This is a genomic window from Paenibacillus sp. V4I5, assembly GCF_030817255.1.
GTDB lineage: Bacteria > Bacillota > Bacilli > Paenibacillales > NBRC-103111 > Paenibacillus_E.
This window is the reverse complement of the sequence record NZ_JAUSZB010000002.1, coordinates 3,021,431-3,044,615: the sequence shown is the minus strand read 5'-3', so window position 1 is coordinate 3,044,615 and position 23,185 is coordinate 3,021,431. Positions and strand designations below refer to the sequence as shown.

Sequence of the window (23,185 nt, the reverse complement as noted above, 5' to 3'; positions counted from 1 at the left end):
GAAGCGGGGCGGCAACGCTGAATTGCATGTGGAATGAACTACTCAATTAGCTTTACATCAACAATGACTTCCAAATCTTGCTGACCGGCACCGCGATAGACGCCTTTGACGGGAACGATATCGTTGTAGTCGCGGCCGTGTCCGAGCTTAATATAGCGCCAATTGACCTCACAGTTGTTCGTAGGGTCGTAACCGAACCAACCCGTTCCCGGGATCAGGCACTCCACCCATGCATGGGAGGCTTGGGTGAATTCCGTGCTGCCTCCTTGTAGATCGCCAACAAAGTGATAACCGCTAACATACCTAGCAGGAATCCCTTTATCTCGGCATATGGCAATCATGAAATGAGAGTAGTCCTGACAAACGCCACGCTTAAATTGAAGCATTTCTCCGACGGTGGTCTGTACGGAAGTGGCTGAGGGATCATAGGTGAAGTCGCGATGAATCGTTGTGTAGATCGTACGCAGTAATTCGCATAAAGTTATATCTTGATCAGAAATGGCGTCTGAGTAAGCCTTGAGTTCAGGGGTCAAACCCGTATAACTGGTAGGCAGTAAGTACTCCGCATGTTGATTCTGGAAATCATCGCTAAGTCTCATCGCGTTCTCCTCTAAGGGAGAAGCGACGCCTGATGGGATGTTATCGTTGTCGTTCGTGACGACAGTGGACACCATTTTAATGGTTAGCTCGCGATGAAGCTTATTGACTGTAAAAGCATGTACGCGATTATGAAAAAAATCCGAGTATGTAAAGAAAGCAGAAGCAGGTTCCGTGGTGATGGAGTGGTGATAACAGGCTTGACGATTGTCAGTTAGAGGTGTTAAACGAACTTCATTGACACTGTCCTGCGCTGTACCGGTGTAGGAATAACGCGTGATATGCGTAATCTCCAGCTTTTTCATGCGATGACCTCTTCCCGGGAGGGAAAAAAGACTTTTGACATCCTTAAACCCATCACGTTACAGGATTCCCGCAGTGCACTTAAAGTCATTTCCAGTTTGCCGGATAAAATATCATCTTCGTCCATGCAAGCAAGGTTAGCCTTTACTTTTCCCGCCAGCTTAGCGAGCCTGTGTACAGCAAGGTTTAAATCGGGGTCCTCCATTTGAATGCCCTGTAAGGAACGCTCCAAGGATTGGAAAGAAAAGCTAACCGAGCGTGGAAATGTTTCATGAAGCATCAGGAATTTAATAATGCTGCTTAGATTAACTGTGTCTGCATGTTCCCTGCGATATGACTCATAACCGCTAACCGACTTCAATACGGACAGCATAAGCGGGTAAGAAGAAAGCTCTTCCCTGGCGTAATCATGACATAACGATTGGAGTAGGCGCAGCAAATTCTCAGCACGCTCCAAATATCGTCCGGCTTCCACGAAGTGCCATTCATTTTGACGCGGCATGACGGATGTGGCCGCCCCTTGAAACATAGACAAGGTGTCTCGAATGAAACGATAGAACAAATGAGGCGAATCGTTTGCGATATCTCGTACTTCTTTTTCTTTTAGCCATAGATACAAGCCATTCATAATATCCCACAGCTCTGCGGGCATTTTCTCGCGGATATTACGAAGATTGGAGCGGGCGTGGTTGGTGCAAAGCCAGCAAAGAATTCGAATTATTTTTATCGAGTGTAATATAGTGGAGGACATGCTGCTCGGTGAAGCTCCCGTACTGCTCAGTAAATGCGGCACGATCGCCAATCGTATCAATTAAACGGCTCCACGATTGATCGCTGCTATTCTCCTTCTCCTCGCGAATATGATAATACACATCGATTAGTCTTGCGTGATTCTCCGTTCTTTCCGTATACCTGCCGATCCAGAATAAAGCTTCCGCTGTACGTCCCATCATCACCATGAACGCTTGCCTCCAATCAATATTTGTTTCTTTATGAATGAGTGACCCAAGTGTCCTTACATCCCCCGCCTTGCGAGGAGTTCACGACGAGTGAACCTTCTTTAAGCGCTACCCGCGTAAGTCCGCCAGGTATAACCTGAATGCTCTCGCCAGCGATGACGAACGCCCGAAGATCGATATGCCGCGCAGCCATTTGGCCGTCCAACATGACAGGGGCTCTGGAAAGCTGGATCGTTGGTTGAGCGATATAACGCTCGGGATTCGCTATAATTTTAAGCCGAAAATCAGCCAATTCACTTTCAGAGGCCGAAGGCCCGATGAGCATACCGTAGCCACCGGAGAGCGATGTCTCTTTGACGACCATTTCATCTAGATGCTGCAGGACATGATCACGTTCTTCCGGTCTAGAAAGGATATAAGTAGGCACATTATTCAGGATCGGTTCTTCGTTCAAATAGTAACGAATCATATCCGGAACATAAGCATAAATGGCTTTATCGTCGGCCACGCCTGTTCCAGGGGCATTCACAATGTTAATATTACCCGCGCGATAGGCATTCATGATCCCTGCGACACCTAACATCGAGTTCGGATCAAAAGCGAGCGGATCCAAGAAATCGTCGTCGATTCTTCGATATAAGACATCGATTTGGCGGAGCCCTTTGATCCCGCGAATATAAACCTTATGATCAATGACGACAAGATCGTGTCCTTCTACAAGCTGTATGCCCATTTGCTGCGCAAGGAACGTATGTTCGAAATAGGCTGAATTGTAGCAACCTGGGGTCAGTAGGCCAATGACAGGATCGGATTTGCCCGAAGGGCTTAGCCTGCGTAATGCGGATAGAAACACATTTAAACTATGCTCAATGTCTTGAATCGAATGGCTAAAAACGAGTTCAGGGAATAAGTGCGTCATGATGGAACGGCTTTTGTACAAATAAGAGAAGCCTGAAGGTGATCGTAGATTATCCTCCAGAACGAAATATTCGCCATGCTCATCACGTATTAAATCGATACCTGATACCGTTACATACACATCATTCGGGATGGATAGACGCATCATTTCAGGTCGGAAATAGCAGTTGGAAAGAACCATTTTTCTAGGGATAATACCTTCCTTTAAGATGCATTGGTCATGATAAATATCCTTGAGAAATAGATTAAGCGCCTTAACGCGCTGCTGAAGCCCTCGTTCAAGCTTGAGCCATTCATCCCGTGGAATGATTCGTGGGATCGGATCGAAAGGGATGGTTCGTTCCAATGCTTCTGCTTGATCGGGGCTGTAGAGTGTAAACGTAATTCCTTCTTCCATCATGCGTTTCATGGTGGCCGTTTGGCGCTTGCTCAAATTTCCCGCCTTCATCGACATGAACTGAAGGAAAACATTTTGATAATGTGATCTTACCGAGTACGAGTTCACAAACATCTCATCAAAAAAAGGACGGGGATCATAGGGGGTGGTGACCAGATTCTCAGGTTTGGACATCGCAGCTCCTGGTTTCTTAGCTATACTTCGAGTGGAAGTTACGTTAGAGGGCCCGAAGCAGAAACCAGGCCTCCTTTCTGATCTAAGTTCTTATTTTGTGTTAGGAAATATGACATGAATTGATGAAGAAACAATGGATTTTATTATATTGTAAATTTATCAGAAAATTATGTCAATATACCTGACGTATAATTTAACTGACAAGAAATGCGCAAATAGATCAAATGTTTGAAATTTTCAAGAATTTTCTGTTTTTATCTTGATTTACGTCGAAATCAGCTATAGAATGTCGAATATGTAAATGTTATATAATGTCACACGATAATTGTGAATATAGGGGGTTGGGGTATGCTTGATTGGCTTGGATTTCGTAAAGGTCTGCCTTTGTGGTGGTCGTATCGTCTGAATCGTCACCTCAAGGAAGATGTGGAACATATCTTCGAAGGGATTGCGCATACGAGAATTGAAATTTTGCGAAGCTGGGTAGAGGCATATTGGTCCAATTTGGATCGACTGCTCGAGCAGCTCACTGATTCTGAACCTGGACTAACGACACAAGATGGTTCTATGGTACAACGGCTCCTGGCAGCTGCGTCAAAGAGCGGGGTCGATTTCTCGGAGATCTTCATAGTGAATGAGAAAGCAGAAGTGATATACTCCACGTCCCCCACTCATGTTGGGAAATCTTATGATTCAGGTAGTGATCTTACAAAAGGGCTAGAGGAAGCACGTAAAGGCAAGAAATGCTTATACGGACCTTATTCTGATCCCCTTACATTAAAGCTAGGTCCAAGCACTTCGCCGTTTCACGATGCTATGACACTTGCATTTATTACTCCTATAATGGTTAAGGGAATATGGAAAGGGGCTATTTGCGGACGTGTCCCGAACGATGTGCTCGGCGATCTGATCCAGCGTGAATCAGGACATGTGTATCCAGACTCTGGAGATAATTATTTATTTATGGCGAAGCCTGTGTTAAATAAACAGATTGCCCCAGGCACAGCATTATCTCGAAGCCGTTTTGAGGATCTTACCTTTACCCATGGTGACAATTTAAAAGATGGCGTGCGCACAGATTACGGCATTGTCGGTGTAAAGGAGCATACGGAGCTTGAGCTCATTTTTACGGATCCGGCAACGGGACAGCTTCATCCGGGGGTTGCAGGAACGATTGCAAAGGGACATAATTTATTCGTGGAGTTTCCAGGTTATTCCGATTATCGGCATATTTCTGTCATTGGCAAAGGTGTTACTTTCCAGCTTCCGCACTGCCCGGATGTTTGGGGGATGATGTGTGAAGGCGATCTAGAGGAAGTATACCGGATTCGCAGTATCGACTGGAAATTGCTTAAGCTGCAGCTGCGGTTCATTGTAGGATATATATTACTCACAGCAGGCGGCTTTTGGCTGCTAAATGGACAAGTTTCTAGTAGGTGGGGATCAGTCATAATGGCTGCTGTAAGCCTTGTGTATGGAGGAATAGGCGCAAGCCTTATAAGGCAAAAAGGCAGCAGGCCGATTGTAAGGCAGCTCGCGCAAATGAATAAGTTCATCCGCATTAACGCAGAGGGTAGCGGTGATTTGACACAGCGCCTGCAAGTGCAGGAGTTCGCTGGCGATGAGACGCGGGAATTAGCGAAATGGATTAATAATATGATTGATTCCCTTGAGGGTATTATGCTGCAGGTGAAACAAGCCGCGGCTGAAGTTCAGCTAAGCCAGGAACGCATGAACGAATCGACGGGTTCAACGGAACAATCGACTGGACGAATGAGCACCAAGATACATGATATGATTCGTTCGCTGCGTGGTCAGCTCAAGGACATCGATGTTGCGAAGGATGTAACGCAGAATATGAGCGGGACACTGCGCGAATTGGAAGAGAAGGCTTCGGGTCAAATTGCTGTAGCGCAGAATGAAGTGGACCGTATTGGCGAAAAGATGAATCATATTTCGGCGAAAGTAGCTGAAACGAATCGTACCATTCAAACTTTTTTGCAAACGACGCAAGAAATTCCGAAGCTGCTTAAAGTCATCGAAGAGATTTCCGCTCAAACCAATCTGCTTTCCCTGAATGCCTCTATTGAAGCAGCGAGGGTAGGTGAGCACGGGAAGGGCTTCGCTGTCGTGGCCGGAGAGATTCGTAAGCTGGCTGAGTTGACCAAGAAGTCGACAATGGAAATCAATGACACCATTGAGCATATTGAACGTCATGCGAATGAAGCCTTCATCTCAATGGAAGAAGGCACCAAGGTTGTTCTGGAGGGAACGCAAATTGTGGCGGCGGCGTCTGAGATTCTCAGCAGCGCGAACGCGCACGACACCATGAAGACACAGGTGGTGGATGAAGTGGTGGCGCTGATGGAGAAGGTAGCGGCGGTAAGCCTGGAGAATCGCCAAATCTCGGCGGAGGTTGAGCGTACCGTGCAAGAGCTTCTGCAGGATATGCTTCACGTGCGCCAAACGACGGGGGATGTTGGCGCGATTACGGAGTCGCTGCTCCTGCTTGTAAATCAGTTTCATTTAACGGAGAACCGTATTCGATAACGGTTTGTTTCTAAGACATTTCCTGCGCATGTTAGTTAACCCATCCTGCATACAATGATAATGCGGAATGGGTTAGCTTTATTATGCTTACGAGTAAGTTTTCTAACGAAAACTCGAAGGAGGATGTCTAATGAATGACCGTTTGAGCATTCGAACGAATAGGGAGTACATGATGGATCCCGGCTATTTTCCAATGCTCGTAGAGCGTCTGAAGAAGGAGCATGTGCAGATGCGCGAGCAGCTCTCCGAGATCCGAACGATGGCTGCTTCCTTGTACTCCCTCGAGGATTGCTCAATAGGAATGTGCAAGCTGATTGAACTCCAAGATTTGATTCTTTCCCTTGTTGAAGAGCTGGAACAGCATTCGGAATGGGAAGAAAAAGAACTGTTTCCTCTTCTGCAATCTTATTTACAACCAACAACAGCGCTGTCTGTCTCTCGTTCCATGACGGTTATAGAGCAGGATCATGACTTGGCGAAAAGAGTCGTGCAGGCTTTCGTAGATGGTGTGAATGCGATGAAAGTGCCGATAGATGAGGAATTTTTACATTTGATGGCATCGGAACTAATGACGGCTTGCTTAATACTGCTCAAACATTTCACCTTAGAAGAGGAACTTGTGTATCCGCTCACCGATCGTATCGTGGAACAATTAGCCTAAGTACATAAAAAGAGGGTCCTCTCAAGTCATTTGGCTTGTAGAGGACCTTTTTTGAAAGATAAAGTGGTGCGAGACGTCTGAAAAGGCTGTCACGGATGCCCGGAATGAAGCCAAAGTGGCACGAGACGTCTGAAAAGGACCTCTCAGCTAGTCGCCGTAAGAATTAGGTTACCAATGCGTAGAACAGAATAAGGGCTGAGTAAGTTGGTGGGGAAGTGTTATTGAAACGCTTTGCAACAAAAATAACCTAAGGCAGCGCCAGCGCCTTAGGTTATTTTTAATAGTTGGCGTAACGCTTAAGCCTCAAGCGTGCTCATCGTTTTCTCTTCGCATTCCTTCGAGCAGAAGCTATTATGCTTCTCTTCGCAGGCTTCACAGCTGATATGCTTCAAGTGGCAAGCATCGTTCGCACAGTTGATGTAGCGATCTTCGGCTGTTCCACAGTGGTAGCATTTGCCTACGACGATATCTTCGTCTGTACGGTTGATGGGGACAGAAATCCGCTCGTCGAAGACATAGCATTTGCCATCGAATAAGCGACCTTGAACATCTTCATCTTTCCCGTAGCTCACAATCCCGCCATCCAGCTGGTAAACCTCTTTGAAGCCTTCCTGTAAAAGGAAACCTGAGAGCTTCTCACAGCGGATACCGCCGGTACAATACGTGAGAATGGGTTTGTCCTTAAATTCCTGGAGATTGTTGCGAATCCACTCAGGGAATTCCTTCGTAGTCTCAACCTCTGGACGAATGGCGCCTCGGAAATGTCCGATATCGTACTCATAATGGTTGCGTCCATCAAGGACAATGACATCTTCGTGCTGGAGCTTCTCGTAGAATTCCTTTGGCTTCAGATGTGTACCGGTTAGTTCGTTCGGATTCACGTCTTCTTCAAGTCGGAAAGTGACGAGTTCCTTTTTCGGACGAACAAATAACTTTTTGAAAGCATGTTGTTCACTTTCATCTATCTTGTAGATCATGTCTTTGAACAGCGGCATTTGACGCATCATCGCCATGTAAGCTTCGGTTTGTTCAACCGTTCCTGAAAGCGTCCCGTTAATGCCTTCAGGAGCGATAAGGATACGGCCTTTAATTCCGAGCTTTTTGCAATAAGCTAAATGTTCCTGAGCCAAAGCTTCGTGATCTATTACGGTAACGAATTTATAATACAACAAAATGCGATATGGAGCGCCTTCTACTGTCATATTTAACTTAACCACCTATACGTATAAATTGCATGCTCAAACAGAAAAAAGCATAAGCATATAGTGACATAAATCAGCGTATTTTTCAATCTAACAGCAATTTTTGGATAGAATGAAATACTTCCTCCAGAGCAATGGCAACCGATTGAAGTTGGTTCTGGATCATGCTGGTATTTGTTTCATCGGGCCCAGCGTGATGTTCTAACATTTCTTCTAGGGCAGTTGCCGCGGCGAATACCCGATTAGCTGACAAGTTGCTAGAAGAGCCGCGCAGCGCATGCAGCTGACTTATGGCTTCGGTATAGTCACCTTTCTGAATCGCAAGGGTTAATTGCGAAATAATAGGAGTGGATTGACTATGAAATTTCCGAAGCATTTCGTGATAGATCTCGGTTTTTCCGCCAAGCCGTCCGAGTGCTTCTTCCATATCCAGTCCTGGAATGGTCATCCTATTCTTCTCGCTAAGAACAGCATCGACGGCTGCAAACAATCGGCTAGGAATGATAGGCTTGGAGATCACTTCGTTCATACCAGCGCGAATACAATCTAAACGCTTCTCCAAAGTAGAGTCCGCGGTTAATGCAATAATAGGAATGTGCATCCATTTAGGCTCAAGACGAATTCGTTTGGTAGTCTCAATGCCGTCTAGAACGGGCATATGGATATCCATTAAAATCAAGTCATACCCATTATTCTCTAGGTTATTTAATGCTTCAAAACCGTTCGAAGCCAATTGAACGTCACAATTCATACAGCTTTCAAGCAGCGAACGAGCAACAGTCTGATTAATTTCATTATCTTCGACTAGCAGAATGCGATGAAAGGATGTCATTGTTTCTGCTGTATGCAGGAAGTCTGTCGTAGATAAGAGCTCCTTATCGGCAGGGGAGCCTGTTAGTGTTTGCAGCGTCTGGTACAGGACAATCCGTGAGATAGGTTTGACCAAAATGGCATGCGGAGCCGACCGTGTAGGCAGCTGCTCCAAGGCATCCCTTCCGGATAATGTGGTGTAAATAATCGTTAAAATGTTCATTCGATTGCAGGCTTCAAGCATGCCCAGCCATACTTCCTCTCCGTACATATCGACAGCTTCCATATCAAGCAGAATCGCATCTACGGGAATAACATCAATGGCATTCCTTGCTTCTTTCCAAGAATAAACACCAGCTGCTTCTGTACACATGGATTGAAGGGTATGAACAAGCACTTGGTTCAGACCAGGGTGATCTTCCACAATTAATGTGCGCAGCGGGAGGATTGCCTGAGTCTTCATAGGTTGCAAGGACATCGAGAAAGGCAAGCTAATCCGGAATTCACTGCCGAGCTCTGGTTGGCTTGACACCTCGATGGTGCCGCCCATGTTCTCAATGATGTTCTTTGAGATAACAAGACCGAGACCCGTACCCCCGAATTTCCGGCTCGTTACTTCATCCGCCTGTACAAACGGCTGGAACAGCTTGGATAGGTGCTCTTCATCCATTCCGATGCCTGTATCGCTGACGGTAAAGCCAATTCTGACTTCTTCCTCTCGGAGCTGTTCCACGTAAACACGCAGTGTGACTGTTCCTTGCTCCGTAAATTTTATCGCATTGCTAGTTAGATTCAGCAAGACTTGATACATGCGTAGTGAATCCCCAATGAGTCCAAGCGGCACATTGTCATGGATATCGCAAATAAAATCAACCGGTTTGTGGCCGAGCAGCACGCTAAGGGTTTCGCAAACACGGTCAATGGTCTCATCCAGCTGGAATGCATGATGTTCAATGGCTAGCTTGTCCACCTCGAGCTTCGAGAAGTCTAGAATGTCATTAATAATATTGGATAGAGACACCGAGGATCTCACTATTTTGCTTATATAATCCCTCTGAAGCGGTGACATGATCGTTCGCTCCAACAAGTAGGAAAGTCCGACAATACCATTGAGAGGTGTCCGAATTTCATGACTCATACGAGCCAGAAAAATCCCTTTAGCTAGATTGGCTTCATCCGCCTCTTGCTTCGCTCGAATGAGCTCCTCTTTGGATTGTACTTGGTCCGTAATATCTCGTGTAATGGCTGAGAAATATGGCTCTCCTTTTTCTGTTGGGCAATGGGGCACGATGATAACGGAAATGAATATTTGCCGTTGATCCTTCGTCAGGACCTCAGCTTCAAATTCCCAGAATCCTACCCGAATGGCAGTGTTCAGACCCTCTTCAAAATTGATGTCATTCTGGATATCTACGTACTCACTGAAATGATTGCCCACGGTTTGCTGTTTATCTAATCCAATTATGTTCTTGCCAGCTTGATTCATATAAAAGATATAGCCTTGCTCATCAAATGAGACAATGGAATCACGTGCGCTTTCTACAATCGTTAGCAACCTCTCCCTCGACTCATTGCTTTCCTTAATATCGCTAATGTCTCGAGCAATGAATACGAACCCTTTCAGCTCACCATTCGGATGTGTAATGCTGCTGACACTAACCTGAACGAAGAAACGAGTGCCATCTTTGTGATACCAGATCCACTCAGAATCTTCTTTCAGGTGACGTAATGTTCGGATCACGAGAGTTGTACAATCTGCTGGAACATATTCCCCCAGCTCAGACGAGTATTGCGCGGCTCTTTCCATCAGTTGTTCTTGATCCAACCACAAGAGGGGAGTCGCTTTCTTATGAACTTCTGCTAAAGAATAGCCAAGAAGCTGTACAGCTCTACTGTTGAGATGATTAATGGTGAAGGAAGGATCTGTCACGATCATGGCGTATTGATTGTGATGAATAAAAGCTTCGAACGGTTCGAATAGTTCACGTAAGTTTTCTATCATGCCATTCACAGAATGTGCAAGAGCACCCAGCTCATCCTTGCTTTTGAAAATAAGCGGTTTTATATAGAAATTACCCGCAGCGACTGATTCTGTGACATGGAGAATTTGCTTGATGCGTTTAATAATCAGTGTATTAGCAGTCAAGTAAATGAGGATAAAAATAACCACGGCCGTCATCACAATTAATCCGATAGTCGACCAAAGCAAGGGGCTCGTAGGAGCTTCGAAAGCTGAAAGTGGCATGGAGTAAGCGAGGTACCAATCTAATTGAGGTACACGCGCATAAAACCACCGAGCTTTTTGACCGCCGTAATAAGATTCATCCAGAAAGCCTTCATTTGACTGCAACGCTTTTTGAAAGGCTGGCACAAGTGAAGGGTATTCGGTAAAAATATTAAGGTTCAGAATTAAAGGTGTATCGGTATGATACAGAATGAGTCCCTCATGGTTCACGATAAGTATTTCGCCCTTATCCAAAGGGGTATGAAGATGCTCGAAAAAGGTTTGTTCCGCATCAAGAGAGATGTTTACGATACTTGTCACTTCGTTTCTCTCATTGAAGACAGGTGCGGTAATGGAAATGATGTATTTGCCGGTTAATTTACCTATCTGAGGATCAGAGATAAATGTTTTCCCTTTTAGAGCTTCTTGGAATCTTCGTTCACCTGTTATATAGAACGTTTGTCCGGAAGTGAGAGTCATATAACCATTGAGATCGATAATACCCATGGAATGATAGCGATTAGCGCCTGCTTTTAATTCTTTGGTCAAAAATTGGAGCCGTTCCTCAAGTGTCCCATGCTTCATAACATCCACACGACTTATTAACTCCACTTCTGCTAAACGAATGGATAAGAAATCGTAAAAATTTTGTGCGGAATTGGAAACGGAAGTGATCGATTGCTCTTTCATTTGGTGAATTAGTTTATCTCTCGAGAGCCAATAATTTGTAATCCCTACGACAGTTAAGGAAATACAAGTGATAAGAACAAGTAATGAGACTAGCTTGAAACGTAAAGATGATGACATGGGTAACCTCCGTGAAATTTCTAACGGTTAGCAAAGCTAACAGTTTCACAATGAATGTAAGGCAAGAAATTTAATGAATAAATATTATGATGATTGCAGCAGATGAATTGAGTATACATCATAGTTGGATCATTCATTCATTATTTGAGGGGAATTGGCATATGCGACTTCACAAGAAGTTGCCAGCAAGATTCGCATCAAGCTGTGAGTTCATTTCGAATTTCATAAAAGTAGGTTGACGTTCAGACTTTCTTGAACGTTGGCGCGTCTAGTTATCGTGAAGGTTAACCAACCAAGATTACTCACGATAACGAATGAGGAGTGAACATGAAATGAAAAAAAATCCTTTTCACATGTTGAAACTTAGTGTAGTCGGATGTGCCATGCTGGTGGGTGTTAGTGGTGCATTCTTACCATTCACAGGTATGGCATCAGCGGAAACAGTTACCGTAGTTCCAATTGTTTCACCAGCTGCACCAGAATCAACTTCCCTAGTTCAAATGAAGGAAGTAGATCTCACATCTAAAACGCAAGATCTAAAAACCAATATCAAAGTACCTCAGCTTTCAGGCATGTTGGATACGAAGTATCAAGAGCAAACGAATGACATCATTTTATCTCATGCGAACAAAGATTTGGCGAATTGGGAGAAAGAGGCTGCTGAAGCCGCTACTGATGCAAAAACGAATGGTTTCACATATCGTCCCTACGAGTTGACGATTCAATATGTGTTGAAATCGGATGGTTCGAGTAACCCGGCGGGTGTTGTCTCACTTGAAGTCACAACGTATGCAGCTACAGGCGGTACAGGTATGCCACGCGTTGATACGTACAATGTTCTAAATGGCGCACAAGGACAGCGTGTTACTTTGCAGGATTTACTTGGTGATAACTTCAAGGAACATGTAAATGCCGAAATTCAGGGCAAAATCAATGAAAAACCTGAGAATTATTTCAAAGATGGATTTAAAGGCATCAGCGAAGAGCAAAGCTTTTATGTGGAAAAAGGCCAAGTGGTTATTGTGTTCCCGAAATATGCAATCGCGCCAGGCTCAACAGGCACGCCGGAATTCCGTTTTAATTTGCCAGAGAAATTGAATATCACACCTAAACCCGTTGCCCCTATGCCTGTGGAGAAAATGAAGCTGGATTTAGTAGCAAGTGACAGCCTAGCCAATGCCGAAGGCGTGAGTCTGGTGCCCTTACGCAAAGTAGCAGAAGGACTTGGCTACGAAGTGAAATGGAATCAAGAGACATACGCTGCTGAGTTGAAAAAGGGTGCTGGCTGGACGAGTGTTTCCGTGGGTCAAGACAGTTATTTCTTCGCGAAAATGGCTCCGGTTACGCTAGGTACAGCTCCAGTTATTCTGAATGACACGCTGTATGTGCCTTTGAAATTCGTAACAGACATCCTACGTGCAGATGTGAAAACGGGCGATACAGGTGCCATTCATATTGAACAATAAGAAATTTAAAAGCACTAGCCTCTTGCTGCCTATTTATTTGGGTGAGCTGGAGGCTTTTCCATTTCACCATACTGAAAGCGTTTGCGTATACTATTGCATCTCGTAAAGTAGGAGGTGGAAGCAGACGATGTATTTGAAAAACGTATTGTCCGCTTGTATGGGCCTTTGGTTTCTGGTGAGTCCCTGGGTGTTCGGCTTTGAAGCTCATACGAATGCACTTTACACCTGCGCGCTGCTAGGCAGCTTGCAGTTCGTAGGATCTCTGATGGCCCTTGGGAAAACCGGTAAAAAAGTTTGGCAAAATTGGCTTTGTTTTATGATTGGTGCTGTTTTCATTGTCGTTCCCAACGTGTATCATTTGGATTTAATGGCCTTTTTTTCATTTGTCGTGTTTGGCTTTATGACCATACTTGTCAATTATGCCAATCTATATGCCGATCATCAATGAAGTAGTCGAATGCGTAAACGTGAGATTGCCATGAGGTTGGTTTATACTAGTCATAAAGTGATAGGTAGGAATGGGAGGATATATACCGGCATGTTAAGTTCATTAGAATTAATAAAAAGGTATCGGGCAGGGGACACAAATGCCGCAGACCAACCTAAATGGTTAACCTATATCGTTTCGGCGGAGGAGCGCATCGTTAACTTCGAGCGGATTCAGTCGATCCAGGAGCTGGCACAGGCGAACCCTGTGCTTGATTATGTTGAGCGGACATTGCATATTTTGGACGGGCTAGCTTTGTCCTTTTGGAAGAAAGATTTACTAGAAGAGGTGTTGATCTGGTCTGAAGTAGCGAAAGGTGGGACTTCAAGAGACCGTTTCATGTGGCAAGAAGCAGGTATTCATCTTTATGCCCATAACCTGGGTTCCGCGCAGCTGTATAAGTTTGATATAGGAAATCCAAGAGATAAGTCAACTGTCATACATACGTTAATCTACACACATGGGCTAATTGGTCAAACAATCCGTGGCGAAGTTCCGCTTAAAGAACATGCACCGTTAATTCGTTTGATGAAGGATAGCTTGCTTTCAGCTGATGAATTAAGAGGCTTGCTCTTGCCGCTGAATCAATGCATTATTGCAGGTGTGTCAGAAGAACTCTGGCAATCCGTTCGTGCTCAAGTAGAATCATTAATAGAGCAGATCGTATCCGATTCTCTGGAAAAAGAGCCTGCCATAAAGGAACGCCTTGCCAGACTACGGGGAAACACGATTCAAAAGGGAGAAAATTTCGATGCCGAATATGGGAAACTGCTGGATGAAGTACCAGTAGACGCATTGACGGCATTTTTGGATGGTACAACCCTATGGTTCGTAGAAGCGGCCCTGCAAGAATTCTCTTTGGAGCAGTTGGTAAAAGTATTCCTGATTATTCAGGTTTCAAGTCAGACTGATTCCATTCAACATATTAGCTTCGAACCTTTGATGAATACGATGTATTACGATTACAAAGGCAGCAAAAAAGTAAACGTGTATAAGAAGAGGATGATTGAGAAATATTTGGGTGAGCTTGCTTGGAATGATTTGATGAAGGAACCGTTGGAATTATCGCAAAGGTTCAACCCCGATGGGAAGTGGGGCAATGCCCATCTGAAGCACCTCATTGATCGAAAGCCGCAGCTCCCGGACACGTTATTCTTTACCTTCCACTTTTCTCCTGCAGCTGAGAAGCTGATTGAATTTTGTGTAGAAGCAGAGAAATCTCCTCTATATGAAAAGGCTGTTCTGCTACTGTTCGATCTGTTCGAATTGCGAAGAGATGCTTATGACCGGTTTCATAACGAGGAAGAATACTTAGCCACGATGAACCAAACGGCTGACTATAAGAAGATGATGCTGGATTATGTTGTTGGGAAGCGGGTTGTCGATATAGGCCCAGGCGGTGGGGTTATGCTGGATCTCATTGAGCAGTATTTGCCGGACAAGCATCCGATTGGGATCGACATTTCGTCGAATGTAATTGAAGCACTGGAACGCAAGAAACAGCTGGAGGGGCATCGGTGGGACGTTATGAAGGGGGATGCACTTGATCTCAAGCTGTATGTAGAGCCGGGTACAATCGGCACGGTCATTTTCTCATCGATCCTGCATGAATTGTATTCCTACATCCCTTTTGGCGGAAAGAAATTCAACCATGCTACGGTTGCTGCTGCGCTGCGAAGCGCTTTCGATGTTCTCGCACCCGGAGGCCGAATCGTTATCCGCGATGGTATTATGACGGAACCGGCGGAACAGAAGCGGACCATTCGCTTTTTGCAAGAAGGGGCGATGGCTTGGCTGCAGCGGTATGCGAAGGATTTCGCAGGGCGAACGATTCAGTATGAGGTCGTAGCTGCGGATGAAGTCATCATGCCCGTGAATGATGCGATGGAATTCCTTTATACCTATACGTGGGGGGAAGAAGCTTATGTGCATGAAGTGCAGGAGCAATTCGGTTACTTTACCCCAAGCGAGTTTACTGCTTTCATTCTGGATACATTAGGTAATGGGGCCAAAATTGTGGAGAGCAAGCACTTCCTCCAGGAAGGGTATACGGACGCGTTGGCGGATAAAGTAAGGATCATGGATCAAGATGGAAACGTGGTTCCGCTGCCGGATAGCACGTGTTTGATTGTGATAGAGAAGTAGGCAGCAGACCCATCGATGAATTCCTATTGTAAAAGGATTTCAATTGTGTCATAATGAAAATATCAAATTGACAATATGGAAAGAAATGTGACTAAGCAGGTGATCTAATGAGCATGCCGATAGAGAATGAAAGTAATTACCAAGCGAGTAAATACCGCACACCTGACGGCGCGCCTACGGATATCGTCATCTTTACGATTACCTCAGAAGGAAAAGGATCAGTGAAGAAGTCGCTTCCTACTCGGGAGCTGCAAGTGTTATTGATTCAAAGAAAGCAATGGCCATTCGAAGGTCACTGGGCACTTCCGGGTGGTTTCACGATGGAAACCGAAACGATTCAAGAGAGCGCCCGGCGTGAACTAACGGAGGAGACGGGGGTTTCGGACGTACACATTGAATATTTCAATGTATATAGTACGCCGCAGCGCGATCCACGGGGGTGGATGCTCTCCCACGCATTCTTCGCCCTCGTGCACGAACGTCATCTTGAGAAACGTCAAGCCGCGGATGATGCAGCTGATGTGCGCCTCTTCCCTATCGATGAAGCACTGGCGATGGATCTCGCTTTTGATCATGAAATCATAATGAAAGATGCTCTTGCTCAAATTCAGCAGAAGATGCTGACGACGACGATTGCCAGAGAGTTCCTGTCCGAAGAATTCACGATGAGTGAGCTGTATCAAGTCATTCAAACGGTCGTTCCGACGTTCAAGGAACGGAATTTCATTCGTAAAATTACATCGACCCAAAGTCGCAAAGGGATTATCGAAGAAGTGCTGGATCATAACGGACAGGGCAAAATGTCTAACCGTTACTCCCAGCGAGCTGCTCAGTTGTACCGATTTACGGATTATGTGCCTCAGCTGTCTATTTACAGCTAGGCCTCTCTTTTTCGTTTTGATATTGTCTTAATAATACTATCAATCATACAATATGAAGGAGTGTTTAGGATGAAAGCTCTTATTATCATTGATTATACGGTGGATTTTGTTGTTGGGAAGCTCCCTTGTGGGGAACCGGGCGTTGCGATTGAAGCGAGAATTTGTGAAATTACAGAGCAATTTTTGGCCCAGCAGGAATTTGTGGTCATGGCCGTTGATCTCCACGATGAACAAGACCCTTTCCATCCAGAGACGAAGCTGTTTCCTCCACATAATATTCGCGGCACAGCGGGGCGCGATTTATATGGCAGGTTGAAAACCGTACATGAGCGTAATAAGAATACGATTAATTGGATGGACAAAACAAGATACAGCGCCTTCTGCGGCACCGAGTTGGAGCTTAATTTAAGGGCAAGAGGAATTCATGAGGTGCATTTGGTTGGGGTTTGCACAGATATTTGTGTGCTGCATACAGCAATGGATGCTTACAACAAAGGCTTCGACATTGTTGTTCATGAAGATGCAGTCGCTAGTTTTAATCAGACAGGGCATGAATGGGCCTTGCAGCATTTTCAAAATACACTTGGGGCGAAAGTCGCTCGAGGTTAAGGCGGTAGCTGCGATGGCAGATGAGGTATGAATCAGACAGAAATCACGGAGAATGAGGAGATGATGAATATGCGGAATCTTATGCAGGAAACGATTCAAGCTTCATTATTTGTGCAGGGAAACATCGACGTGGCCTACGAAATCGAGCGTCGAGTACAATTCCTTAAGGCCTATCTGATTCATACGGGGGCTAAAGGCTACGTGCTTGGGCTTTCTGGAGGTCAAGACTCCACATTAACTGGCAAGCTGGCCCAAATAGCCATCCAAGAGCTGAATGCGGAAGGCAGCACGGAAACCTATCCATTCATGGCTGTTAGGCTGCCTTACGGTATCCAGAAAGATGAAGATGATGCACAGGCTGCAATACGTTTTATTGGGCCTAGCCGTGTCGTAACGGTTAACATACAATCCGCGGTGGATGCGTCTGTACGGCAATTTGCCGAAGCTACGGGTGAGGTTTTGAGTGATTTTCACAAAGGGAATGTGAAGGCTCGTGAGCGCATGAAGGTGCAGTATGACTTGGCCGCGCACTATCAATTGCTTGTTTTGGGGACGGATCATGCGGCTGAGGCGATTACTGGTTTTTTCACGAAACATGGAGATGGTGCATGCGATGTGGCTCCGATCTATGGTCTTAATAAGCGGCAAGGCAAGCTGCTGCTCGAGCAGTTGGGGTGCCCGGAACATTTGTATTTGAAAAAGCCTACGGCAGATTTGGAAGATTTAAAACCAGGTCTTCCGGATGAAGAAGCACTGGGACTCACTTACGATCAGTTGGATGACTACTTGGAAGGAAGCCCCCTGCTCGCTTCTGCTGTGCAGAAGATTGAGGAGCGCTACGTCATTACCGAACATAAACGCAGGGGTCAAGTAAACTGCTATGACAATTGGTGGAAAGGATGAATTCTATGAAATACGACAATTTGACGCTGCACACAGACAAATACCAAATTAATATGATGTACGCGCATTGGCTGCAGGGCACTTATCAGCAGAAAGCTGTTTTCGAAGTCTACTTCCGTAAGCTGCCTTTCGGGAGCGGATATGCGGTCTTCGCTGGTTTAGAGCGGGTGATTCATTACATTCAAAATCTACATTTTGGCGATGAGGAGATCGCCTACTTGCGGACACAGGAAGAGAATTATCGGGAAGATTTCCTGGAGGCGCTGCGCGCATTTAAATTCGGTGGAGACTTGCAGGCTGTCCCGGAAGGTACCCTTGTCTTCCCGAATGAGCCGCTCGTACGCGTAGTGGCAAGCATGTTCGAAGCGCAGCTGGTTGAGACGGCGATTCTCAACTTCGTGAACTATCAGACACTTGTCGCGACCAAAGCTTCGCGGATCAAACAAGTTGCTCCGCGCGATGTGCTGCTGGAGTTCGGCACAAGACGCGCCCAAGAAGCTGACGCTGCTATCTGGGGCGCAAGAGCGGCCTATGTCGCAGGGTTTCATGCGACATCCAACCTCCGAGCCGGGATGCTGTTCGGCATCCCGACCAAAGGCACGCACGCTCACGCATGGGTGCAGGCGCACGACACGGAAGAGGAAGCCTTCCGTGCTTATGCTGAGGCGCTGCCGGAGCAAGTGACGCTGCTCGTTGATACGTACGATACGCTGCGCAGCGGCGTACCGAACGCGATCAAGACGGCGCGTCTGCTGCAGAGCCAGGGCAAGAACATGAACGGCATTCGCCTGGATAGCGGCGATTTGGCGTATTTATCTCAGCAAGCTAGGCGCATGCTGGATGAAGCGGGCTTTCCCGAGGTGAAGATTGTCGCATCGAATGATCTGGATGAGAACATCATCGAGGGGCTGAAAGCCCAAGATGCGAAGATCGACGTCTGGGGCGTCGGCACCCAGCTCATTACTGCAGCCGATCAACCTGCGCTGGGCGGGGTTTACAAGCTAGTTGCCCGTGAGAAGAACGGCGAATTCGTGCCGGTCATTAAGATTTCGGGCAATCCTGAGAAAGTAACCAATCCGGGCTTCAAGGAAGCTTACCGGATCATCAACAAGAAGACAGGCAAAGCGGAAGCCGACTATTTGGCACTTCAGCATGAAGTCGATATCAAGAAGGGGGAACGAATCAAGCTGTTCGATCCCATCCACCCTTATATCTACAAATATATTGATGACTATGAAGCAATTCCATTGCTCCACCCCATCTTTCTCCAAGGGAAGCTTGTCTATGAGGAGCCCACGTTGGATGAAATTCGAGATTATCATGCGCAGCAGTTGCAGTCCGTTTGGCCGCAGTATTTGCGTAAGCTTAATCCGGAAGTTTATCGTGTGAATTTAAGCGCGGCTTTATGGAAGCTGAAGATGGATTTAATTCATGAGCATCAAGGGTAGTTATCGCACTTGTAGGTGTTCTGCCCCTTTCGTTCAATTCAACAACGCTATCATCTGATACACCTCGCGATGATCGCCGGGGAGCAAGTAATTGGCAGCTTTGAGCTGGGAGGAACCGTCGCCATCAAGGAACAGCCCATCCACCAGCTGTCCATTTCCAACCTGCTCTTGCAGGGCTGTGCGGAACTGCTCTCCGGTGCATGGCGTTGGAGCCACGACTAGATAAACGTTGTTATTCCTGTCGTAGACGATACCTGAGCGCATGCGCTTCTCGTTAATGACAGGCATCTCTTCCGCTATCGCTTGGTCCGCCCATCCGTCTGGATTCGAAAGTCCCATGCTCACGCCTCCCTGCGCCCAATAATGAGCGCGATCCATCACCTTCAGCTCATCCGCATGTTCAACGACTTGAATGGTGAAGGTTTGAGCCTTCTCATCCCATACGAGCGTTCCCCGTTTGCGGTCTATATTAAACCAGCCAGAGCCATAATCGCCAGGTTCCCCTTTGACGGGACGATCATTAACGACAGCAATACTAAGGAGATAGCCCTGCCAGAAAAACCCGCCGTTAATCCCATTTTCCTGCCTTTCTGTTACATTGCCTGTAATTGCCTTCAGCCCAATGTTCTGTGGTGGAGTCCGAATGCTATGGAGCGTAACGCCATTACTAGCTTGCTTGATGCTGTATTCGGAAACAGGGAGGCTTGGCGGTGGCTTCACCTTTATTTGAGTTCCCCAGATGATGGTCCATATCAAACTAGTTATCATAATAAGGAGATAGATAAGTAGGTGGGCTGCATTCATTTTTACAAGTCGTAACATGTACATGGGGCAACTCCTATTCTCTTAGATCAGATCCTTTCTATGAGTCTATGAAACTAAATTTTGAATTATGCTTGTAAATAAAAAAACAGTTGAGCGGGAGCATATGGATCCCGTGCAACTGTTTATTTTTTATTTAAAATCGCCTAGCAAATAATTGTAGAAGGGTTCATCCACCCAGAACTTGTAGGAGTCGACAGTCAAGCTGGCGTTGATTTTCTTTAGGCCAGTAACGACATCGTCGGATTTATCGCTGAGGGAGAAGGACTGTGCATAATAATGGCCCTTACTGATTTTATTATTAGCAATCACTTTATAGTCTTTCACATCGGTTAATGAATAGTAGAGCGGTTGCCACCAGGAAGAATAAATAAGTCCAGTCTCGTCTTTACTGTTCTTTTTCGCATATTGGAAAATGACCTGCTGGAACTTGTTCTTTTGCTCGGCGTTATCGAATTCGAACTCAATGTCGTATTCCTTGGCGTAGGCTATGAAATTGCCATTCTCGATTTGGACGACTTGATAATCGTCGGATTGTGTCGGCTCGCCCCATTCTTTCAAATAGATGAAAGCAGATGTTTTGGGCTCCAGCTGTACTTTCGCTTGGATGTTCTCGCTGCGCAAGAGTCCGATTAACTGAATCGCGTGCGTAATGTCAGAATGTCCATAGGTGAGAGAAAGCAACGAATCAAAGTTCGCATCGAAACGAGAATCCTTCAAGTTGTAGCCGGTAACTAGATTCTTTTTCAAGGCTTCATCGAAGACAGCACGCAAATCAGTTGATGAAATAAGATCCTCTGTACGCCAGGCATCATTAATTTTGCGGAAAATATCATCATCGGAAGTTGTTCCAATATAGTGCTTATATTGTCCCTGGAAAGTAAGAATCTTACCAAGCAGTTCGTTCGCAAAGCTTTCGCCAGCCGCCGCATCCGCTTCGAAATCGGAGGAGACAAGGCCAGTATCAATAGCGGCGGCCAGCTCCTGGGCGGCTTGCAGCGTCAGTTGATTGTTTTGATCGTAGTCAATATGTACTTTCGCCAGAGCGGCTTTGATTTTTTCTTTGGGATAGGTATAAGCGAGTTCTTTCAAGCCAGCGGCTTTTAACGCTATGAAAGTCGCCTGCAGTTGGGTAAGGGGCTGATCCCCTTGCAGCTTGCCTTCGGACAGAATGCCTTTTTCGTGCAAAGCAAGTGCTGCTTTGTAATAAGGGCTGTCCTTTTGCAAGTCTGTGAATGCATGGGTCTGAGATTTCGCTTCAGCTTTCAAGATGTGGTCGACTGCGATAACGAAATCGCCCTTTGATAAGGAGTCTGACAAGCTGATGGTATACTGGTCTTTCAAAAACTGTTTATATGCGGCTACGGAATCACTCGCTTCAGCGGCAGTGCTTAATGTGCTCACTGAGGAGAAGAGGACAGCTGTTAAAACAGCTATTTGCATAGATTTGCGGGATTTCAATTGTTTCATAAGAATAATAAAACACCTCCGGTTTTTTTAATTCATATAGGAATAGTATGGTTTATTGAAATATATCAGTTAAGCCTATAGGTGTCAATCATAATGGTTGTCGTTTTTATTCTTGACATGACTTATGGAATCCACTACTATCAGTCTTAGTTGAAAAGTCGCACTTTGTCGAATAGGATAAAAAAAGCTTTGACTATATCTGTGTTATTTCGTAGATAACTGTCAATGAGTCCACTAAAAACAGATTAAAAGGGGAGAGCCATACATGAAAAAAACGTTATTATCCATTTTCGCCGTTACATTAATACTGACTGGTTGCGGCACCGCTAAAAATGATACAGCAGCTACAAAAGCTGCAGAAGCAACAAAAGCGCCTGAAACCAAATCATCCAAAAAAATCGTTCTAATAACACCAGAAAAAATTGGTGTGAACCCTTTCTTTGCTCAAGAGGATGAGGGTGTTAAAAAAGCAGGTAAAGAATTCGGTGTTGATGTGAAAACAATAGAATCTACGGATGCCAGCGCGATTGAACAAAACCTGCGTGCTGCTGTTGCAGATAATTATGATCTTATTATTACCAGCTCATTTGAATCCGAGGATGCTCTGAAAAAGGTAGCTGCTGAAAATCCGAAGAAATCTTTTGCTATTATTGATACAGTTGTTGATTTGCCGAACGTTAGAAGCGTAGTATTCCGTGAGCATGAAGCAGCATACTTGCTTGGTGCAGCTGCGGGTCTTGCGACTAAGAAAAATGTTGTCGGTATGGTGGCTGCAATGGATATACCTTTGATCAAAAAATACACAGTCGGTTTCCAAGAAGGTTTGAAATCAACGAATCCGAATGCAAAATTCATCGTGAACTATGTAGGCAGCTTCACGGATCCAGCCAAAGCGAAAGAACTGGCGTTGACGCAATTCGCTCAAGGAGCAGATTTCATCGCAGCGGCATCAGCTGTAGGCGATTTAGGCGTGTTCGAAGCGGCTAAGGAAAAAGGCTTCTACACATCCGGTCAAGATATCGACCGTACGGTGACGGATCCTGAGCACATCGTTCTCTCTCAATTGAAAGGTACTGACAGCGTAGCTTACCAAACCGTGAAAGATTTCGTAAATGGCACCTTCAAATTTGGCGCTATGGATTACGGCTTGAAAGAAGACGGCGTTGGTCTTACTTTCGTAACAAAAGAAAGCAAATCCAAACTGAGTCCATTTATTGGACAAGACGTTGTGAATAAAGTTAAAGCCATCAAAGACGATATCGTATCTGGCAAAGTTACGGTTCCGAATCCTCTTAAATAGTAGTACGTCCTTACAATCATAATATGACCCTGGAAACTGTTTACGGCGACGT

The 23,185-nt window shown here is 45.5% G+C and carries 18 protein-coding genes; 10 read left to right on the top strand and 8 right to left on the bottom strand.

The window, feature by feature from the left end; all coding sequences use genetic code 11:
• Positions 1 to 38: 38 nt before the first annotated feature.
• The 4 genes from QFZ78_RS15745 to QFZ78_RS15730 are packed head-to-tail and all read right to left on the bottom strand — an operon-like array spanning position 39 to position 3,348.
• Entirely contained in the window at positions 39 to 902 is an 864-nt protein-coding gene (locus QFZ78_RS15745) for a transglutaminase family protein (RefSeq protein WP_307548886.1), read from the bottom strand.
• Entirely contained in the window at positions 899 to 1,552 is a 654-nt protein-coding gene (locus QFZ78_RS15740) for an alpha-E domain-containing protein (protein ID WP_307548884.1), read from the bottom strand. Before QFZ78_RS15740 ends, QFZ78_RS15745 begins: the two co-directional genes overlap by 4 nt.
• A 13-nt stretch (positions 1,553 to 1,565) precedes the next feature.
• Positions 1,566 to 1,859, bottom strand: a complete 294-nt coding sequence (locus QFZ78_RS15735) for an alpha-E domain-containing protein (protein ID WP_307548882.1) — start codon at positions 1,857 to 1,859, stop codon at positions 1,566 to 1,568.
• Positions 1,860 to 1,890: 31 nt separating this feature from the next.
• Positions 1,891 to 3,348, bottom strand: a complete 1,458-nt coding sequence (locus QFZ78_RS15730; protein WP_307548881.1) for a circularly permuted type 2 ATP-grasp protein — start codon at positions 3,346 to 3,348, stop codon at positions 1,891 to 1,893.
• A gap of 348 nt (positions 3,349 to 3,696) precedes the next feature.
• On the opposite strand from QFZ78_RS15730, the gene QFZ78_RS15725 reads away from it, so the two are divergent.
• Both QFZ78_RS15725 and QFZ78_RS15720 read left to right on the top strand, forming a co-directional pair.
• Positions 3,697 to 5,898 carry a methyl-accepting chemotaxis protein gene (locus QFZ78_RS15725; protein WP_307548880.1) on the top strand — a complete coding sequence of 734 codons (2,202 nt, stop codon included), beginning with the start codon at positions 3,697 to 3,699 and terminating at the stop codon, positions 5,896 to 5,898.
• A 130-nt stretch (positions 5,899 to 6,028) separates the two neighbouring features.
• A complete protein-coding gene (locus QFZ78_RS15720; protein WP_307548879.1) occupies positions 6,029 to 6,559 on the top strand; it encodes a hemerythrin domain-containing protein in 531 nt (176 codons plus the stop codon).
• Between the two features lie 296 nt (positions 6,560 to 6,855).
• On the opposite strand, the gene trhO is transcribed toward QFZ78_RS15720, so the two are convergent.
• Both trhO and QFZ78_RS15710 read right to left on the bottom strand, forming a co-directional pair.
• Complete coding sequence (gene trhO, locus QFZ78_RS15715) at positions 6,856 to 7,761, bottom strand: oxygen-dependent tRNA uridine(34) hydroxylase TrhO (protein ID WP_307548877.1); 906 nt, start codon at positions 7,759 to 7,761, stop codon at positions 6,856 to 6,858.
• An 85-nt stretch (positions 7,762 to 7,846) separates the two neighbouring features.
• Positions 7,847 to 11,602: a response regulator gene (locus QFZ78_RS15710; RefSeq protein WP_307548876.1), complete on the bottom strand. Its 3,756-nt coding sequence runs from the start codon at positions 11,600 to 11,602 to the stop codon at positions 7,847 to 7,849.
• Between the two features lie 332 nt (positions 11,603 to 11,934).
• Between QFZ78_RS15710 and QFZ78_RS15705 the strand changes: the two genes are divergently transcribed.
• The 7 genes from QFZ78_RS15705 (at position 11,935) to QFZ78_RS15675 (ending at position 19,541) form a co-directional block, all read left to right on the top strand.
• Positions 11,935 to 13,068, top strand: coding sequence for a stalk domain-containing protein (locus QFZ78_RS15705; protein WP_307548874.1), 1,134 nt, complete (start codon positions 11,935 to 11,937; stop codon positions 13,066 to 13,068).
• Between the two features lie 127 nt (positions 13,069 to 13,195).
• Positions 13,196 to 13,516 (top strand): SPW repeat domain-containing protein, encoded by a 321-nt coding sequence (locus QFZ78_RS15700; protein WP_307548873.1) that lies wholly within the window; start codon positions 13,196 to 13,198, stop codon positions 13,514 to 13,516.
• A 90-nt stretch (positions 13,517 to 13,606) separates the two neighbouring features.
• On the top strand, positions 13,607 to 15,700 hold the full coding sequence (locus tag QFZ78_RS15695; RefSeq protein WP_307548871.1) for a class I SAM-dependent methyltransferase: 2,094 nt from the start codon (positions 13,607 to 13,609) through the stop codon (positions 15,698 to 15,700).
• A gap of 113 nt (positions 15,701 to 15,813) precedes the next feature.
• Positions 15,814 to 16,581: an NUDIX domain-containing protein gene (locus QFZ78_RS15690; protein WP_373461125.1), complete on the top strand. Its 768-nt coding sequence runs from the start codon at positions 15,814 to 15,816 to the stop codon at positions 16,579 to 16,581.
• Between the two features lie 69 nt (positions 16,582 to 16,650).
• Positions 16,651 to 17,190: a cysteine hydrolase family protein gene (locus tag QFZ78_RS15685; protein WP_307548866.1), complete on the top strand. Its 540-nt coding sequence runs from the start codon at positions 16,651 to 16,653 to the stop codon at positions 17,188 to 17,190.
• Positions 17,191 to 17,259: 69 nt separating this feature from the next.
• Positions 17,260 to 18,093: an ammonia-dependent NAD(+) synthetase gene (nadE, locus tag QFZ78_RS15680; protein ID WP_307548864.1), complete on the top strand. Its 834-nt coding sequence runs from the start codon at positions 17,260 to 17,262 to the stop codon at positions 18,091 to 18,093.
• A gap of 5 nt (positions 18,094 to 18,098) precedes the next feature.
• A complete protein-coding gene (locus QFZ78_RS15675; RefSeq protein WP_307548862.1) occupies positions 18,099 to 19,541 on the top strand; it encodes a nicotinate phosphoribosyltransferase in 1,443 nt (480 codons plus the stop codon).
• Positions 19,542 to 19,574: 33 nt separating this feature from the next.
• Here the strand turns inward: QFZ78_RS15675 and QFZ78_RS15670 are convergent, their stop codons facing one another.
• Entirely contained in the window at positions 19,575 to 20,369 is a 795-nt protein-coding gene (locus tag QFZ78_RS15670) for a hypothetical protein (protein ID WP_307548861.1), read from the bottom strand.
• Positions 20,370 to 20,495: 126 nt separating this feature from the next.
• Positions 20,496 to 21,833: an S-layer homology domain-containing protein gene (locus QFZ78_RS15665; protein WP_307548859.1), complete on the bottom strand. Its 1,338-nt coding sequence runs from the start codon at positions 21,831 to 21,833 to the stop codon at positions 20,496 to 20,498.
• A gap of 265 nt (positions 21,834 to 22,098) precedes the next feature.
• On the opposite strand from QFZ78_RS15665, the gene QFZ78_RS15660 reads away from it, so the two are divergent.
• Positions 22,099 to 23,133 carry a BMP family lipoprotein gene (locus QFZ78_RS15660; protein ID WP_307548858.1) on the top strand — a complete coding sequence of 345 codons (1,035 nt, stop codon included), beginning with the start codon at positions 22,099 to 22,101 and terminating at the stop codon, positions 23,131 to 23,133.
• Positions 23,134 to 23,185: the final 52 nt, after the last annotated feature.